At 63.6% G+C, this 17,164-nt stretch carries 14 protein-coding genes; 5 read left to right on the top strand and 9 right to left on the bottom strand.

Annotation, left to right across the window (positions count from 1 at the left end):
* Window positions 1–15: 15 nt before the first annotated feature.
* Together QKD99_RS06735 and recR are read left to right on the top strand one after the other, a co-directional pair.
* Complete coding sequence (locus QKD99_RS06735) at window positions 16–384, top strand: YbaB/EbfC family nucleoid-associated protein (protein ID WP_005327377.1); 369 nt, start codon at window positions 16–18, stop codon at window positions 382–384.
* 70 nt (window positions 385–454) lie between these two features.
* Window positions 455–1,111, top strand: a complete 657-nt coding sequence (recR, locus tag QKD99_RS06740; RefSeq protein ID WP_005323161.1) for a recombination mediator RecR — start codon at window positions 455–457, stop codon at window positions 1,109–1,111.
* Between the two features lie 23 nt (window positions 1,112–1,134).
* Here recR and QKD99_RS06745 read toward each other — a convergent pair whose 3' ends face one another.
* From QKD99_RS06745 to leuA, 7 genes are all read right to left on the bottom strand, one after another.
* Window positions 1,135–2,238, bottom strand: a complete 1,104-nt coding sequence (locus tag QKD99_RS06745; protein WP_347951062.1) for an HNH endonuclease signature motif containing protein — start codon at window positions 2,236–2,238, stop codon at window positions 1,135–1,137.
* Between the two features lie 109 nt (window positions 2,239–2,347).
* Window positions 2,348–3,121: a glutamine amidotransferase gene (locus QKD99_RS06750; RefSeq protein WP_347951063.1), complete on the bottom strand. Its 774-nt coding sequence runs from the start codon at window positions 3,119–3,121 to the stop codon at window positions 2,348–2,350.
* On the bottom strand, window positions 3,114–4,391 hold the full coding sequence (locus QKD99_RS06755) for a MurT ligase domain-containing protein (RefSeq protein WP_150851661.1): 1,278 nt from the start codon (window positions 4,389–4,391) through the stop codon (window positions 3,114–3,116). Before QKD99_RS06755 ends, QKD99_RS06750 begins: the two co-directional genes overlap by 8 nt.
* Before the next feature lie 27 nt (window positions 4,392–4,418).
* The gene (locus QKD99_RS06760; protein ID WP_347951093.1) at window positions 4,419–5,717 is read right to left on the bottom strand and encodes a DNA polymerase III subunit epsilon; all 1,299 of its coding nucleotides are present in this window, start codon (window positions 5,715–5,717) and stop codon (window positions 4,419–4,421) included.
* A gap of 198 nt (window positions 5,718–5,915) precedes the next feature.
* Window positions 5,916–8,075 (bottom strand): hypothetical protein, encoded by a 2,160-nt coding sequence (locus tag QKD99_RS06765; protein WP_347951064.1) that lies wholly within the window; start codon window positions 8,073–8,075, stop codon window positions 5,916–5,918.
* A 110-nt stretch (window positions 8,076–8,185) separates the two neighbouring features.
* The gene (locus QKD99_RS06770; RefSeq protein WP_347951065.1) at window positions 8,186–8,965 is read right to left on the bottom strand and encodes a hypothetical protein; all 780 of its coding nucleotides are present in this window, start codon (window positions 8,963–8,965) and stop codon (window positions 8,186–8,188) included.
* Between the two features lie 57 nt (window positions 8,966–9,022).
* Window positions 9,023–10,840, bottom strand: coding sequence for a 2-isopropylmalate synthase (gene leuA / locus QKD99_RS06775; RefSeq protein WP_284766143.1), 1,818 nt, complete (start codon window positions 10,838–10,840; stop codon window positions 9,023–9,025).
* A 217-nt stretch (window positions 10,841–11,057) separates the two neighbouring features.
* Between leuA and QKD99_RS06780 the strand changes: the two genes are divergently transcribed.
* Window positions 11,058–12,185 (top strand): mannosyltransferase family protein, encoded by a 1,128-nt coding sequence (locus tag QKD99_RS06780; protein ID WP_347951066.1) that lies wholly within the window; start codon window positions 11,058–11,060, stop codon window positions 12,183–12,185.
* Here the strand turns inward: QKD99_RS06780 and QKD99_RS06785 are convergent.
* Window positions 12,182–13,060, bottom strand: coding sequence for a DMT family transporter (locus QKD99_RS06785; RefSeq protein WP_284766141.1), 879 nt, complete (start codon window positions 13,058–13,060; stop codon window positions 12,182–12,184). The two genes, QKD99_RS06780 and QKD99_RS06785, sit on opposite strands and share 4 nt — an antisense overlap.
* 230 nt (window positions 13,061–13,290) lie before the next feature.
* Here QKD99_RS06785 and QKD99_RS06790 point away from each other — a divergent pair, with 230 nt between their 5' ends.
* Both QKD99_RS06790 and QKD99_RS06795 read left to right on the top strand, forming a co-directional pair.
* A complete protein-coding gene (locus QKD99_RS06790; RefSeq protein ID WP_179387282.1) occupies window positions 13,291–14,556 on the top strand; it encodes an aspartate kinase in 1,266 nt (421 codons plus the stop codon).
* 34 nt (window positions 14,557–14,590) lie between these two features.
* On the top strand, window positions 14,591–15,622 hold the full coding sequence (locus QKD99_RS06795) for an aspartate-semialdehyde dehydrogenase (protein ID WP_284816012.1): 1,032 nt from the start codon (window positions 14,591–14,593) through the stop codon (window positions 15,620–15,622).
* Between the two features lie 99 nt (window positions 15,623–15,721).
* On the opposite strand, the gene QKD99_RS06800 is transcribed toward QKD99_RS06795, so the two are convergent.
* Window positions 15,722–17,134: a hypothetical protein gene (locus QKD99_RS06800; RefSeq protein WP_347951067.1), complete on the bottom strand. Its 1,413-nt coding sequence runs from the start codon at window positions 17,132–17,134 to the stop codon at window positions 15,722–15,724.
* Window positions 17,135–17,164: the final 30 nt, after the last annotated feature.

Below are 17,164 nucleotides of genomic sequence, written 5' to 3' on the forward strand. Positions count from 1 at the left end.
TAGAAAGGAAACAACATGGCTGACCAAGACCCAATGCAGCAGGCAAATGACATGAACGACCTCATCGCGCAGGCCGCGCAGGTGCAGGCAGACCTGCAGAAGGCGCAGGAAGAAATCCTCGCCACCAACGTCGAGGGCCAGGCAGGCAATGGCCTGGTTAAGGTGACCATGACCGGCGGCGCCGAGCTCGTGGACCTGCAGATCGATAAGTCCGTCGTGGACCCAGAGGACGTCGATACCCTGCAGGATCTGGTCATGGGCGCGTTCAAGGAGGCCCACGCTGCGGCCGGCCGCCTGGCACAGGAAAAGATTGGCCCGCTGTCCCAGGGCATGGGCGGCCAGGGTGGTCCGTCTTTTGAGGATGTCTTCGGCGGCAACCAGTAGCCCGCGCGATACGATAAAAGGCCGTTGCCCCGGGTGGGGCCGCGGCCTTTTGCTGATTTGGGAGTAATTGATGTTTGAAGGACCTCTGCAAGACCTCATCGACGAGTTTTCGCGCCTGCCGGGCATCGGCCCGAAGTCGGCGCAGCGCATCGCGTTTCACGTTTTGCACATGGAACCCGAGGACATCGAGCGGCTGCAGAACGCATTGGGCGCGGTGCGCGATGGCGTGACCTTCTGCCGCATCTGCTGCAATATTTCCCGCGAGGATGTCTGCCGCATCTGCATTAATTCGCAGCGCGACGCCTCGACCATATGCGTGGTGGAGGAGCCGAAGGATATCCAGGTCATCGAGCGCACCGGCGAGTATGAGGGCCGTTACCACGTCTTGGGTGGCGCGCTGGATCCGCTGGCGAATGTGGGCCCGCGCGATTTGAATATTTCCACGCTGCTGCAGCGCCTGGGCGGCGTGCTGCCGGATCGCGAGCTGGCGGATTCCACCCCTGAAGCCCCGCTTTACGACGCCACCCCCACCATCCACGAAGTTATTCTCGCCACCGACCCCAATACCGAGGGCGAGGCCACCGCCGCATACCTGGTGCGGTTGCTGCGTGACTTCCCTGATTTGAAGATCACCAGATTGGCCTCCGGCATGCCGCTCGGAGGCGATCTGGAGTTCGTGGACGAGCTCACCTTGTCCCGCGCGCTCTCTGGCCGCCTGACCATTTAACGCGGGGAATCCGCAAGCGCGGGCTAGGGGACGGCGGCCGTGGGCCCGGTTCGCGCGCGGCCGGTGAACACCGGCGGGCCGTGCGCTCTGCTGGCCGTCCCGTTATCTGCGCTGCTGTGTATACCGCTGTGGCCGCTATGCATGCTGCTATGCGGGCTGCTAGGCGTAGCGTTGTGCCGGCTGGCGGGCGGGAGCCAAGCGATTCGACCGTTGACGCGGGCCATGCGGCCGCGGCCCGGCAGGCCGTTGATGGAGTTGTGATACGGGCAGAGCAGCGTCATGTTTTCGGGGTGGGTGAGGCCGCCGCGGGAGTATTCGATGAGGTGGTGGGCTTGGCATTCGGAGGCGGGGCGTCGGCAAGCGGGCCAGGCGCAGCGGGCGCCTTCGGCCTCGAGCATGCGACGCTGCTTAGGGGAGGCATGCCGGGTGCGGTAGAGATTGACGGGGCCGCGCTCGGGATGGATGAGCGTGAAAAGGCCGGCGCCGGCTAGGGTGCGGCGGACGAGTTCGGCGCCGGTGATGGTCGCGCCATTGGTCATCGCGAGGCGGATGTCGTCGCCGTCGCCTGTCAGGATTTTCAGGTAATCCGGCAGCTCCATGATGACATTTGTGGTCACGGTCGCGGGCGCGGCGGCGCGGGAACCGGTGAGCCAGGCCAGCGGGTCGGACTTGGCGGCGGCCCAGATATCGGCCATCTGCGCGGCGGGGCCGGTGAAACTCAGGGTAGTTTTCTCGCCGTGCATGATACGGCGGCCGCCGTCCTCGCGCTCGGGCGGCGGGTTGATTTCGCGCAGCAGCCGAGTCGCCGCGCGCGAGACCTGCGCGGTGGTGCCGGCGGTGGCGCACAGCTTCTCGCGAAATTGCCAGCGTTTGGTGGGGTCAGAAATGCCGCGCGAGCGGCGGGCGATGAGCGCGAGGGTCTCCAGGCTGTGCTGGTTGCGGCGCGCGGCGGCCAGGGCGCGGGATTGGTAGCGCGAGTGGCTGGTGGGCGAGAGGAAGGCCGCGGCGGTGCGGCGCAGGGTGCGCGCTTGGTCCGCGGGCAAGGGCAGGCTGGAGGCGGCGTGGGCCTCTTCGAGAAGTTCCACGCCGCGCTTAGCGATGTCGCCCAGCTGCTCCAATAACGTCATGCCCCGCAGCCTATGGGTGGGGGCAAGCCGCTACAAGGGGTGGCGGCCGAGCCTGTGGATAACTCGGGGGTTTCGCGGCCGCCGGGCGAAGTTATCCACAGGTGTGGGCTTATCTTTGGGAGCGCGGGGGCTCGGAGGCGTTGAAACGTTCGATGCGCAGGCGGTCGACGGCCGGGATCTCAATCGGCTCGAGGTCCGCGAGGGCCACGCCCATGGCTTGGGCGAGGAGGAGATCCGCCAACTGCGGGTTTCGGGCCAGTGCTGGGCCGTGCATATAAGTGGCGATGACGCTGCCTTGGACGGCGCCTTCGTAGGTGCGCTGGGCGGAGCCGTCGCTGAGGTCGGCGGTGGCGGCCTGGTCGGCATTGCCATTGCCGCGGGTGAGCGTGCCAAGCGGCTGCGCGGACGGGCCGAGGATGGTGGCACCCAGGTGGTTTTCAAAGCCGGTCAGCGGCTCGGTGAGGTCCGCGGTGACACCGGCGCGGGTGGGCTCGGAGGCTACCTCGCCGATGGCGCGGTCCTGCATGCCGGCCGTGGTGGCGTCGAGCAGCCCGACGCCGTCGACGATGCGGCCGGAGGCGCGGAAGGATTCGCCCAGGACCTGCAGGCCGGCGCAAATGGCAAAAATGGGGCGGCCTGCGTTAGCGGCGCGGGTAAGGCCACCATCGGAAATCAGGTGGTCCGCGGCCAGGATCTGCGCGGTATCTTCGCCGCCGCCGAGGGTGTAGATATCCAGCGTCTCGGGCACGGGCTCGCCCAAGCGGATGGGGTGAATCTCCGCCTCGAAGCCGCGCATGCGGGCGCGTTGGCGCAGGACGAGGGCGTTGCCGTCGTCGCCGTAGGTACCGAGGACGTCGGGAAGCACTAGGCCGATATTAAGCATTGGTGGCCTCCTTGGAAAGCGCCTTCTTCAAATCGCGGAAGGCGGTGTAGTTGGCGAGGACCTCGATGCGGCCCTCCGGGCAGGCGGCGAGCGCGTCCATAGGGTCTGGGATGAGCTCGTGGGAGATATCCGCGTAGACCAGGCGCACGGCGAGGTCGGTGCCGCGCTCGCCGGCGGCCTTGACGCTTAAGCCATTGAAGCCTTCGAATTTCACGTCCCAGAGCCAGGACATGTCGATGCCATCGGCCACCTGGCCGTTGGTGGCGATGACCAGGCCATCGGCGCTGCGGTCCACCATGGACAGGGCTTCTTGCCAGCCAGCTGGGTTCTTGGCCAGCAGCAGGCGAATTTCGCGGCCCTTCCAGTGGATGGTGGAGTAGCGGCCGGCGACGTCGTCGATTCCCTCGGCGGCCGCAATGGCCTTGTCGAGGTCCACACCGAAGCCCTGCACGGCCGCAGCAATGGCTTGGGCGGCGTTGCCCCGGTTCGCGCGGCCGGGCAGCGCCAGGTTCAGCGGACGCTTGGCGGTCGGGGTGATGATGCCCCGCTTATCGACGCCCCAGGTAGGCTGCGGCCGGCGGAATTCGCGGCCGTCGGCAAGCGGCTTAACGGCGTACCAGTCATCCTCGGTGCGCACGACGTGCCCGCCGGTGCGCGGGCAGGTGACGGAATCGCCGAGCCAGCCGGCGCCGGCCGAGACCCAAATGACATTCTTGGCGTCATAGGCCACGGAGGTCATGAGCACGTCGTCGCAATTGGCGATGACGAGCATGTCTGGGTGAGCCTCCACGGCGCCGCGCAGTGCGCGCTCAATCTTGTTGATTTCACCCACGCGGTCCAGCTGGTCGCGGGTGAGGTTGAGCAGGACCAGGGCCTGCGGGTTGAGGTTATCGGCCACGTGGGGCACGTGGAGCTCGTCCACCTCGAGGACCAGGTGCGAGGCGTCCTTGCCGGCCATGAGGGCGGAGATGATGCCGGCGTCCATGTTGTCGCCGCCGTCGTTGGTGGCTACGGTGTGCTCGGCGCGGACCGCGGCGGCCAACATGCGGGTGGTGGTGGACTTGCCGTTGGTGCCGGTAACCAGCACGGCCGGGCGTCCACCGCCCAGGTTGGTCATGATGGAAGGGTCAATGGCATTGGCGATTAGGCCACCGATCATTCCGCCGGCGCCACGGCCGGTGGCGCGAGAAGCGGTGGTGGCCAGCTTCGCGGCGGTAGTGGCGGTGGTGGTGCGCAACTTTTTCAGCGCACCCGGGACTCTAAAACTCATGTCCCCTAGGGTAGTCGGGCGGGCGGCTTAGTCGTTCTTTTTCGCCGCCGAGCCGCCAGAATTTCGTCGGCCCCTGCCGCGACCACCGCGGCCGCCGCGGCGCCGGCGCCGCTTGTTGTTCTTCCCGCCGCCCTTTTTGTTGTGCTGCGGCGAGCATTGGGCGCGCGGCGCAGGCTTAGCGGATTCGGGTTCGGGCTCGGCGTCTTCGATGCGCGTGAGGGCGTCAAGAAACGCCGCGTCCGACATCAGCGGAATGCCCTTGCGGTGGGCGTGCATGGGCTTTCCCACCAGGTCCGTGGTGACATTGCAGATAACCAGCGAGGACTCGCGGGTAAGCTTTTCCGAATAATTGAGCTCCTCGCGCATGAGCGCGGCGATGATGGTGTCCGGATCCTCGAGGATTTCCGGTGCGACCACGATTTCCATTCCGCGGCGCAGCTCCTTGCCCGGTTCGTATTTGCCGGGATTGTGGTGCTGGACGGGGGCCTCGGCGGCGTCGACGCGCACGTGGGAGCGTTGCAGGCCGAAGCGATCGGCGCGCACGTCCTCGGGCGCATAGCTGCGCACAGTGCTGCCTTCTTGCTGGCGGTAGAGCGCGATGAGCAGCTCGGTGTCCTCGCGTGAGGTTTCCGGCTCGGGCCGGCCGGCGCGCTCCACCGAAGCTTTCGGCGTGGCGTCCAGGCCGCTCTGCTTGGCGACGCCCCCCAACCGCACATCATTCGACCGCACCTGCTGCGCATAGGAGGTGGCCAAGGTATCGATAATGCGCACCGGCGTGGGGACGTGACCGACCTTTTGGCGGCGCCGGCGGCCCTTGTTGCGGCCGCGGTTGCGCGCACGGTTTTGGCGCGCGGCGGCCATCATCGCGCGGCGGGCCTCGGCAACGATAAAGCCCCAGGTATAGGGGAGATCGTGGACGATGAGCGTGCGGCCGTCGATAAGCTTGTCCAGCGATTTAAGGATCTTGCCAAAAGCTGGTGCCTGCTCAATATCGGTGGTGCTCAGCCCGTGGAGGTGGCGCGGTCCGGCATCGATATCGGGCTTGAGGACGGCATGGAAGAGCTGGCCTTGTTCGCCGGCGTCGTTGAATGCGATGGCGTCGATAGTCACGATGCGCCCCGTGCTGGGGTGGATGCCGGTGGTCTGTAGGGTCAGCGCCACGTAGGGGTAGTCGGCCGCATCGGTGGATGAGCCGGCTTGCTGCTGCTGTGGCTTTTGGTTAGCCGCATCCGGCGCGGCAGGTCGCTCATGACGGGCAGGTGGGTGCGGCTTCGGCTTCGGTTTTGGCTTGGGCTTTGCGGCGTCCGGTTCGCCGGACGGTCGCACCGCGCGGCGCGGCCGGGCGCGTCGCTGTTCTGTGCCCGGTTTGGGCGCTGTGGACCTGGCCGCGTGGCGCGAAGCCACCGTCGCGGGCGACGGCGCTGGGGCCGACGCCGGCGTGTGCTGCGGGGAGGGGCCAGGTGTGTTGTTCATTAAACTCAGTGTAGTATCCCGCAATTCGCGCAGGGGGACAGGGCGCGCCGCTTAATTCTCCACGACGATGACAATGACCTTCGGCGGGGTTGTTGGCTCTTCGGGCTCCTCAGGTCGCCCCGGTTCCTCCGGCTGCTGCGGTTCTTCCGGCTCGAGCGGTACCAGGGGCACCTCCGGTCCATCCGTTGCGCCGCGGTATGTAGTCGGCAGTGCCGGTTCAGGTTCTACGGTGATCTCTGGTTCTGGCTCCGGGGTGGGCTCGAGCTCAGGGCCAGGAATTGTCGTCGTAGGTGCAGTGGTCTCCGGCTCTGGCGTTGGTTCGAGCTCGGGACCTGAGATAGTGGTATCCGGCGCCGGCTCGGGCTCGGACTCCGAGGTCGGCAACGGAGACGTCGTCGTAGGCGCGGTCGACTCCGAGGGCTTTGGTTCCGAAGACTCAGGCGCTGAGGTGGGCGTAGACGGGTCTGCAGCCTGGGTCGGCTCAGACGTTGGCTCGCTCGTGGCAGAACTGGTGGCGGAGCTGGAAGGCTCTGCGGTCTGCTTTTCCGTCGAGGCTGCGGTGGTAGTTTCAGTCGTCGTTTCCTCGGAAGTTGTCTTTTCCGAGGTAGACGCGCTTGAGGTCGGCAGATCGGACGGCTCGGCAGGCGAGGATGCCGCAGAGGACGGCTCCGCAGATGTCGTGCTCTTCGTGGACTCCGTGGTCTGGGAAAGCTCGGCAGACTGGGAGGACGAGGAGGTTGCGGTCGGTCCCTTGGCTGCTACCTCGGGTGCGGGTTCCGAGCTGGAGGATGGCGTCGAGGCAGGCGTGGTCCGAGACGGTGCCGGTGCCGGGGCTGGGGCCGAGGCGACGTCATTGGCTGCGGCCATGGCGGCAGCGGTCGCGGCGGAGGCGGCGCGGGAAATTGCCTGGGAATCCTCGCCGTGGTGGCCGCCGCGGGGTTCGCTGTGGTGGCCACGTCGGTTGTCGGCGGCAGGGGCTTGGGCGCGGTCAGCGTGAGGAGAATGCGTCGCGCTGGGCTTCTTCGTGGTTTGCGAAGTGGAGGGGGCGTCGGCAAGCGGGGGCTGAGCTGAGGTACCGCTGGTGGGGCCGGCATCGTGGATGCGCGGCGTGGCGGGGTGCGCGGGGCGCTTGGGGCCATTGCCGTCGAAGTGGGAAGAATCGAGGGAGGAATGGTTGTCTTCCGGAGCGGGCGCGGTGGAATGCGTGTTGGTGTCTGAAAGGGCTTCGTCCTCGCTCAGCAGGTTGGTGGCTACGGTGGCACCGCCACCAACGAGCACGGCGACGCCGGCTGCGGCCAGCAGGTTCGAGGTCACGGCACCGGATGCGCCGGCAGCACCGGCGGCAGAGGTGACGCTGAAACCGCTGGCTGCGGAGGTACCGGCGGTAGAGACGCCGGTAGCGGGGCCGCCGGGGACAGCGGATGCAGCCTGAGCGCGAGCTGCGGTAGCAGCGGACATGATGGCGGTGCCACCGGCGACGACGCCCAAAATTAGGCCCGCGTGGTGCTTGTTGGCGGCGTTATGCGCATAAATGGTGAGCGCGGGGCGGTCATCGGCGTTGTAGTGGAAGTAACCGTGGGCAATGGCGAGGCGGCCGGTCTTGGTGCAGTCGAGGACGGCGGGGGCGATCTCGCGGGCGGCTTCCCGGGGAAGGGAGCCTAAGAAGGTGCTATTGATATAGACGTCGACGGTATTGCGGCGCAGGAAACCGCGGGTGCGCAAAGAAACGAGGTAGTGCTCGTCGGTGTGCGGAAAGGCGGTGACGTCCTTGGAAAACTCCGTCAGCGTGGCGGTGGTCTCGCCGGGCAGCATGGTCCAGCGCTGCGCCGGCGGGTTATTGGCGGGAATGCACAGGTGCGGCGCCGGCAGGAGCAGGTTCAGTGTGGGCCAGTCTTCCCCAGAGGCATCCGTCATGCTCACATGGGCGGTGGCGCGTGGGTGCAGGCCGGCGCTGAGAATCCAGTCAAAGAGGGCATAGGCCTGGGAATCGGCAGCACTGAGGTGGCCCACAAGAGAGTCACCGATCCGAATCGCGAAGCCTTCCTCGGCGGTGCGGGGGCCGAGCTCCGCGGAAAGGTAACCGTTTTCCGCGGCTGTGGATTCGAGCAAATCGCTGAAAATCTCTGGCGACACATCCGCAATAGGCAGGTTATGGATCACGCCAAAACCGTGGTCAGGGACCACGTAGGTGGCGGAATCCAGCGAAGTCATTGGGGCCTTTCCATGCGAAACAATAGTAACTTTGCATTTTAAGCACCGCTAGGGGCGTTTTCCAATTTCCCAACCCGGCGAGAAAGGGATGTTATCCTGCCCAAAAGTTCCTACAGAATAAAAATAAGTACGGCGATAAGCACCGCAATTACCAGAAGGGCAATGAGGGTAGGCCACCACTGCTGGCGGCGCGGTGTGGAGTCATCGACGTTGACGGCGCGAAAGCTTGTGGTTTCGAAGGTTTCGGTGGCGGCGGGGGAGGTAGGGGTGGCGTCGGCAAGCGAGGCTTCCTTTGAATCCGGCAGCGGCGCACCCGCATAAATACTGAGCACCCGGCCGGCGCTGCGCGGCGCATGGTAGGCATGGGCCAGGGTTGTGCCCTGCTTGGCGACGTCCACCCCATCCAGCCGCCCCACCCACTGCGGGCCCAAATAAGCATCGGCGCCGGATCCGGTGGTGCTGGGTGAGAGCGTCACCAACACGTGCATGCGCGCGTGGGCAGGAATATCTAAATCCGCGGGCAGGTCGGTGATGTTGATGGGTGGGGCATAGCCCAGCATCGTCCACGGACCGGCCGGCGGGTTATTGGCCGGCAGGCAGAGGCCCGGCCGAGGCAACAGCAGGGATAGGGAACCATCGGGCTGCGGCGCGGCCGTAGCTGCAGGAGTGAGCCCAGCGCGAAAAAGCAGATCTATCTCGGGGTATTCGGCGCGGTCTGCGCTGGTGATGTGCCCGATGGGGGAGTCGGTGCGCACCTCCAGGCCACCGTCCTCGCGGGGCGCCAAGGTGACGGTGAACTCCTGGTTTTCCTTCGTCTGCGCACCATAGACGGGCAGGGCCTGCACGGCGCCCAAGCCGCGGTGCGGAATGAGGTAGGTAGAAGAAGGCATACCCACCCTTCTACCACGCCAGGGTGCGGCACTGGTGTGCAGCACCGGCGACCGGGCTTAGGCCAGGGCGCGATTGACGGCGGAGTTAATTGCGTTAATGGAAGCCCGCGTGGTGGATCCGGCGATGCCGGCGCCCCACACCTTGTTCTGGTTAACGTCGGCTGCGATATAGCAGGCGGCCTCGGCGTCGTCGCCGGCGGAGCGGGACTGCTGGGAGTATTCCATGACCTCGAAGTCGATGCCCAGGGATTCCAGCGCGTTGGCATACGCCGCGATGGGGCCGTTGCCGGTGCCGGAGACGGTGGACTTTTCCCCGCGGAAGGTCACGGTGGCGGTCACGGCAGCGTCCTCCTCGTCCGTTGGGGCATTGTCCATATGGAAGGACGCTAGGGCCAGTGGAGTCTCGCGGTCCAAGAACTCGGTGGCAAAGATGTCCCACATGTTCTTGGAATTGACCTCGCCGCCCTCGGAGTCGGTGATTTCTTGTACCACGGTGGAAAATTCCGCTTGCATGGCGCGCGGCATATTGATGCCGTGGTCGGTCTTCATGATGTAGGCAACGCCGCCCTTGCCGGACTGGGAGTTGACGCGGATGACCGCCTGGTAGTCGCGGCCCACGTCCTTCGGATCGATGGGCAGGTAGGGAACCTCCCAGATGGCCTCGCGCAGTTCTTCCCACGAGACCTCGGTATTGTTCGCACCGGGGCGGATGGTAGCCGCCAGTGCATCGAGGCCCTTGTTGATGGCGTCTTGGTGGGAACCGGAAAAGGCGGTAAAGACCAACTCGCCGCCATAGGGGTGGCGCTCCGGCACGCGCAGCTGGTTGCAGTATTCGACGGTTTCGCGGATCTGCGGCAGATCGGAGAAGTCAATCTGTGGGTCCACGCCTTGGGTGAGCATGTTCAGCCCCAGGGTGATGAGATCGACGTTGCCGGTGCGCTCGCCGTTGCCAAATAGGCAGCCCTCGATGCGGTCTGCGCCGGCCATAAAGCCCAGCTCGGCGGCGGCAATTCCCTCGCCGCGGTCATTGTGCGGGTGCAGCGAGAGTAAAATGTCCTCGCGGCGGGCCAAATTGCGGTGCATCCACTCGATGGAATCGGCGTAGACATTGGGCGAGATCATCTCCACGGTGGAGGGCAGGTTGATGATCATCGGATTATCCGGGGAGGGATCCATGATTTCTACTACCTCATCGCAGACCTCGCGGGCGAAGTCCAGCTCGGTGCCGGTGAAGGATTCGGGGGAGTACTCCCAGCGCCACGTGGTATCCGGGTAGTCCGCAGCGATGGACTTGATGAGTGCGGCGGCGTCGGTAGCCAGCTTCTTAATGGCGGGCTTGTCCTTGCGGAAGACCACTTGGCGCTGCAGCTTCGAGGTGGAGTTATAGAAGTGCACGATGACGTTTTTGGCGCCCTCGCAGGCCTCAAAGGTGCGGCGGATCAGGTGTTCGCGGGCCTGGACTAGTACCTGGATGGTGACGTCATCGGGAATCTTATTGCCCTCGATGATTTCGCGGACGAAGTTGAAATCCGTTTGGGAGGCGGACGGGAAGCCGACCTCGATTTCCTTGTAGCCCATTTTGACCAGCAGGTCGAACATGCGGTGTTTGCGCTCTGGGCTCATGGGATCAATGAGCGCTTGGTTGCCATCGCGCAGATCCACCGCGCACCACTGCGGGGCGTGCGTGATTTTCTTGCTGGGCCACGTGCGGTCCGGCAGATCGATGTCTTCCACCTCGATGGCGAAGGGCTGGTAACGCTCGTGGGGCATGGCGGAGCCGCGCTGCTTATTCCACGCGGGCTGTCCCTCGCGGCGTGGGCCGTTGGGGGTGGTGATATCGCGAGGGGCGCTGATAAAAGAGTCAGTGGGGGACATGGTGCGGTTTCCTTGTCTGTGGTGTCTGTGGGGAGACGGCCAGCTGGGCTTGGGTAGCCGGACTCCGCGACGGGGCGCTGGCCAGTGCTTAGGCCGAAATCCCGCCGCGGCAGATAAGGAGTAGGTCAATCCGCTGTGTCATATCGGTCACACTACAGGCTCTCTCACTATGTGGCAAGAGATTTCATTCAATGAGACGCGACGGCGGTACGGTACTATGCCTTTCGTGTCTACTGCCCGCCATTCCGCATCCAACTCGTCGTCCATACTGCGCTCCTTGTGGGCGCCTGCCGCGCTCGTTGCGCTCATCGGAGCCGCAGTGCGCGTGGGCGTGCTCGCGGCGGTGGCCGCCGTGCAGGACGATAAGCTCTGGGGACTGCTCAATAAGTGGGACGCCAAGCACTACGTAGAAATTGCCCGCGGCGGGTACTTCGGTGCGGATATCTCTACGGATGGGCCGGTCCATGAGACAACCATGGCCTTCTTTCCAGGCTTTCCCTTCCTGGTGCGTGCGGTAAGCGGCATCTTGGGAACCGGTGAGGCTGGCACTGCCATCGCGCTCAACGTGCTCTTTAGCATCGCGCTGGCCGCCGGGGTGATGGCCCTAGCCGCGCAGATGGGCATGGGAAAGTGGGCCCAAGTGCTCAGCGCCGTAGTGGTAACCAGCGCGCCGATGTCCATCGTGTTTTCTATGCCGTATACCGAGGCGCTTTTCGGGGCACTGGCTATCTGGGCGGTAGTGGCGCTGGTGGGCGAGCGCTGGTGGGCCGCCGCGGCGTATATCTTTGTGGCCGGGCTCGTGCGCCTTACCGCGGTGGACCTCGTTGCGGTCTTTGGGCTTATGGTGCTGGTGCGGGCCCGAAAGGACTGGCGAGCCTGGGCCGCGGTGGCGTTTTCCGTCGTGCCGCTGGTGGGCTATTTGTGGTGGTCGAGCAGCCACTTGAAAGATGTCGGCGGTTATTTTGGTATCCAGAAAGAACATTGGAATTCCGGCTTTGATGGCGGCAAAGCCACGGCTATGTGGTTGTGGGAGACGCTGACTGGGGCCACCAATGGCGGCTACCTGCTCAGTGCCGGCGTCATGATCGCTGCCCCGGTATGCCTGGTGCTGGCATGGCGTCGCCTGCCGTTGGCGGCCTGGCTATTTTCCGCCGTCCTCATGGCCAATGTGCTGCTTTCTGATGGCATCATGCACTCGCGGCCCCGGCTGCTCCTGCCGGCGGTGATCGTGTTGTTGCCGTGGGTGAAAAAGGGGGCGTCGGCAAGCGTGGCGGTTATTGCCTGGGCCCTGTTTGGCGCGTGGTTTTCGGCCTATATGCTCGGCGTATTTGAGTGGGCCATCTAACCGCGCTGGCTCACCGGGCTGCGGGAGAGCACGATGGTGGACAGCACCATGACGGTTAGGGCGATGAGCATAATTGCCCAACCGACGGCCGTATCGATGAGGAATTTCTCTCCCAGGACCATGTATCCCAAGCCGAAGGCCACGATGGGCTCAAAGATGGTCATGGCCGGCAGGGAATGGGCCAGGGGGCCGGCGTTGAAGGAATATTGCTGTACCACCGTGCCGGTGAGCGCGAGGCCGATGAGGCCGTAGAACTGCCAGCTCGCCAATAGGGTGGCGAGGCCTTCATGAGTGAAAATATCCACCACGGCCTTAGAAAGCAGGGCGACGAAGCCATAAATAACGCCGCAGGCCGTGCCCAATGCCAAGGGGCGCTGATCCGGTAGCTTTGCGGCCGCCGCGCCGAGGATTGCGAGGGTGGCTAACCCTATGAGGAGCGCCGGCCACCAATCGCTCCATTCTGGGCGGGGATTGCCGGCAACCGGCCGGCCGTAGATGACCATGATGCCCACCGCAATGGTCAGCGCAATGGACCAGAAAACCTCGTGGAAGGGCATCTTACGGCCGGAGTACCATGCCGAGAGCGGCAGGGTAAACATCAAGGACAGCACCAAGATGGGCTGGACGACCAGCAAGGTGCCGAAGCCGAGCGCGATAACCTGCAGGCCGTAGGCGCCAATCGCGGCCGCGGTGCCCACCCACCACAAGGGGTTAGACATGGCGGCACGCATGACCGAATCATCGGCGTCGAGGGCAATGCGGTGGCGGACGACCGTGCCCCAAGCAACCGTCAGCGCGGATGCGAGCGCGAAAAAGATGGCGAGGAGGTTGCTTAACACCCGCTCAACGGTAGTAAAGATTCCTGTTATATGCATATTCTGCGCTGCATGGCGCGCGTTTTTCTCTATAGGGGGACGGCCGGCGCATGGCGCGCTTTACGCTCGGGGTGTGTGAATAAAAAGCAAGCATTGTCTAGGAATTATGATGAGGACTAGGCCCCTGCGGGGTAGCATGGGTATTTGACTAATGACCGACAGGTATTTCTGGCGGTGTGCGGACGCACGCGCCAGGGGTGCCTTGAAAGACGAAAGGCGGCATCCTTACCGTGGCCCTGATCGTGCAAAAATATGGCGGTTCATCCCTCGAATCCGCAGACCGCATTCGCGCCGTTGCGGAACGCATCGTGGCCACCAAGAAGCAGGGCAATGACGTCGTCGTGGTGTGCTCCGCCATGGGCGATACCACCGATGAGCTGCTCGACCTTGCCGCCCAGGTCAACCCCGTGCCACCACGGCGCGAAATGGACATGCTGCTGACCGCGGGCGAGCGCATCTCCAATGCGCTGGTGGCCATGGCCGTGGAATCCTTGGGTGCTCATGCCCAGTCCTTTACCGGCTCCCAGGCCGGCGTGCTCACCACCGAGCGCCACGGCAATGCCCGCATCGTGGACGTTACCCCAGGCCGCCTGACCGAAGCTCTCGATGAGGGCAAGATCTGCATCGTCGCCGGCTTCCAGGGAGTTAATAAGGAATCGCGCGATGTCACCACGCTGGGCCGCGGCGGTTCCGATACCACCGCGGTGGCGCTAGCAGCCGCGCTGAATGCGGACGTGTGCGAGATCTATTCCGATGTCGATGGCGTGTATACCGCAGACCCGCGCATCGTCCCAGACGCGCAGAAGCTAGAGAAGCTCTCCTTCGAGGAGATGCTGGAGATGGCCGCGGTAGGTTCCAAGATTTTGGTTCTGCGCAGCGTGGAATATGCCCGCGCGTTCAATGTACCCTTGCGAGTTCGCTCGTCTTATTCAAATGACCCCGGCACCCTAGTGACCGGATCAATGGAGGATATCCCTGTGGAAGAAGCAGTACTAACTGGTGTAGCAACCGATAAGTCCGAGGCAAAGGTCACCGTCCTGGGCATCCCGGACCGCCCCGGGGAGGCAGCGAAGGTTTTCCGTGTCATTGCCGATGCAGAGATCAATATTGACATGGTCTTGCAAAACGTCTCCTCCCTGGAGGATGGCACCACCGACATCACCTTCACCTGCCCGCGTGCTGACGGTCCACGCGCCATGGAGCTGTTGACCAAGCTGAAGTCCGAGGGCGGCTGGGCCAATGTGCTTTACGACGACCAAGTGGGCAAGGTCTCCCTCGTCGGTGCCGGCATGAAGTCCCACCCGGGCGTTACCGCCGAGTTTACCGAGGCCCTGCGCGACGTTGACGTCAATATGGAGCTCATCTCCACCTCCGAAATCCGCATCTCCGTGCTTACCCGCGAGGCTGACCTGGATAAGGCAGCTCGTGCGCTGCACGATAAGTTCCAGCTTGGTGGCGAAGAAGAAGCCACGGTTTATGCTGGAACCGGACGTTAAATACCTAAAAGCAACTACAGAGGATTTTTAAGTCATGACCACTGTTGCAGTCGTAGGCGCTACCGGCCAGGTCGGCCGCGTTATGCGCTCCATCTTGGAAGAACGCAATTTCCCGGCGGATAAGGTGCGCTTTTTCGCCTCGTCTCGCTCCGCCGGCACCGAGCTGGAATTTCGCGGCGAGCAGATTACCGTAGAAGACCTTGCTGAGGTCACCGAGCAATCCGTTGCTGATGTCGATATTGCCTTGTTCTCCGCCGGTGGCTCCACCTCTCAGCAGTGGGCCCCGGTATTCGCCGCGGCCGGCGCGACCGTGGTGGATAATTCCTCGGCTTACCGCAAGGACCCAGAGGTTCCCCTCATCGTTTCCGAGGTCAACCCCGAGGCAGTCAAGAACACCCCGAAGGGCATCATTGCTAATCCGAACTGCACCACCATGGCGGCCATGCCGGTGCTGAAGGTCCTCCACGACGCCGCTGGTCTGAATAAGCTCCACGTGTCCTCCTACCAGGCTGTGTCTGGCTCCGGTCTGGCAGGCGTGCAAGCGCTGGCCGCGCAGGTCTATTCCGTTGGTGAGCACAATGTGGGCTTGGTCCACGATGGCTCCGCGCTCAATGACGAAGACTTTGGCCCGTACGTGGCACCTATCGCCTATAACGCCCTGCCGATGGCTGGCAACCTCGTTGATGATGGCTCTCTGGAGACCGATGAGGAACAAAAGCTGCGCAACGAATCCCGCAAGATCCTGGACATTCCGGAGCTGAAGGTAGCGGGCACCTGCGTGCGCATCCCGGTCTTCACCGGCCACACTTTGACCATTCACGCCGAGTTCGATAAGCCCATCACCCCAGAGCAGGCCACCGAGCTTTTGGGTGGCGCTCCGGGCGTTACGCTTGCCGACGTCCCCACTCCGCTCGCCGCCACCGGCATCGACGAGTCCTTGGTCGGCCGCATCCGCCAAGACCAGACGGTGGACGATAACAAGGGCCTCGTGCTCGTCGTCGCCGGCGATAACCTGCGCAAGGGTGCTGCTCTTAACACCATCCAGATTGCAGAGCTGCTCGTCTAAGCCCACACCAGTGCGCCGCAAGGCACAATAAAAAGCTCGGCGCCTCCTTCCTAGCTACGGGAAAGGGGGCGCCGAGCTTTTGCGCTGCAGGCGGAGGAGTTAGTTCTCAGAGACCGGCTTAGCAGTTCCGGTGCCGGTGCCCTTGGCGCTACCCGCCGCGGAATCCTTCTTGCCAAAGTCGAGGTCGCTAGTGGACGACGGAACCTCCGGCTTGGTGTGCTGCACGTAGGTCACGGACGGCTCCGGATCTTCGCGGTCATACTCAATATCATCATCATTTTCGAGCTCCTCGTGGATCTCTTCTGCGATATTGGTGACGAACTCGGTGGTTTCCATATTGGATGCTGCAGCCAGCTTGCGCAGCTCGCGCTCGTTCTTCTTGGTAAAGCGCTTGCGCGGGTCCAGGCGGCGGGACACCAGCTCGTGGGCGCGCATGCGGCGGTCGGACTCGTCCGCGAGCTTGCTGCCGTTCTTGATGCGGTTAAAGACCATTACCACGATCATCAGCAGTCCGAGGTAGCCCAGGATTGGGTAGACGTTGCTGACCAAGGCCTGGAAGCCCACGAAGGACAAGATGAAGCCGATGATGCAGGCGCCGGCATAAACCGGGTAGAAGCGCTTGGGGTTATTGCGGGTCAAGCGCTTGCCCAGCGCGTAGAACATGCCGATGGCGGTATTAAAGACCATGCCGTAAATGACAAAGGTCATCAGCACGCCCAAGACTGGGTGGATGCTGGTAATCAGGCTCAGTACCGGCATGTCCTGGCCGTTGACGGTCTCTGCCTCGAAGAAGAGGGCGAATACCAACAGTGCCAACAGGATGAGATAGAGCAGGCCGCCAATGAGGCCACCGACGCCAACTGCACGGTTATCCAGGAAGTTACCGCCAATAACGATGGACATGGATACTGCCGTCATCACGTTCAGGCCGGTGTAGTTCAGTGCGGCTAGCCACCAATTAGGCAGCGAGGTATCAACATTATTGACCGCCCAGTCATTCATGGCAGAGAAATCAACGTCCGCATTCAAGATGGTGTAGCCGGTGGCAATCACCACGAAGATAATGATGAATGGGGTGATGGTACCGATGACCGCAGTTACTCGGTCGACATCCATCAGGCCGACGATCAGCACCAAAATCAGCATGGCGGTGGCGCCCACCCATACTGGGATGGACGGGAACTGCTGATTGATATTCGCACCGCCGCCGGCGAACATGACGAAGCCGATGGCGAACAGGGTCACCAGGGTGGACCAGTCCAAAATCTTGGCGGTAAACGGCGATGCGACCTTGTCGTAGACAGCGGTATGCTCCTCGGCTTGGAAGTACGAGCCGAGCTGCAGGATGGATACGCCGGTGATCATCATCAAACCAGCGGCCAGGGCGATGCCCCACAGGCCCCAGTTACCAAAGGCCACGAAGTACTGCATGGCCTCTTGGCCGGAGGCAAAGCCTGCGCCCACGACGACGCCGATAAACGCCATGGAAATTCCGATTGCGCGTTTTAACATGAAAGGGAGAAACTCTCTTACTCACACGCG

The sequence above is a fragment of the Corynebacterium sp. c3Ub_189 genome (assembly GCF_039907195.1).
Lineage (GTDB): Bacteria > Actinomycetota > Actinomycetes > Mycobacteriales > Mycobacteriaceae > Corynebacterium.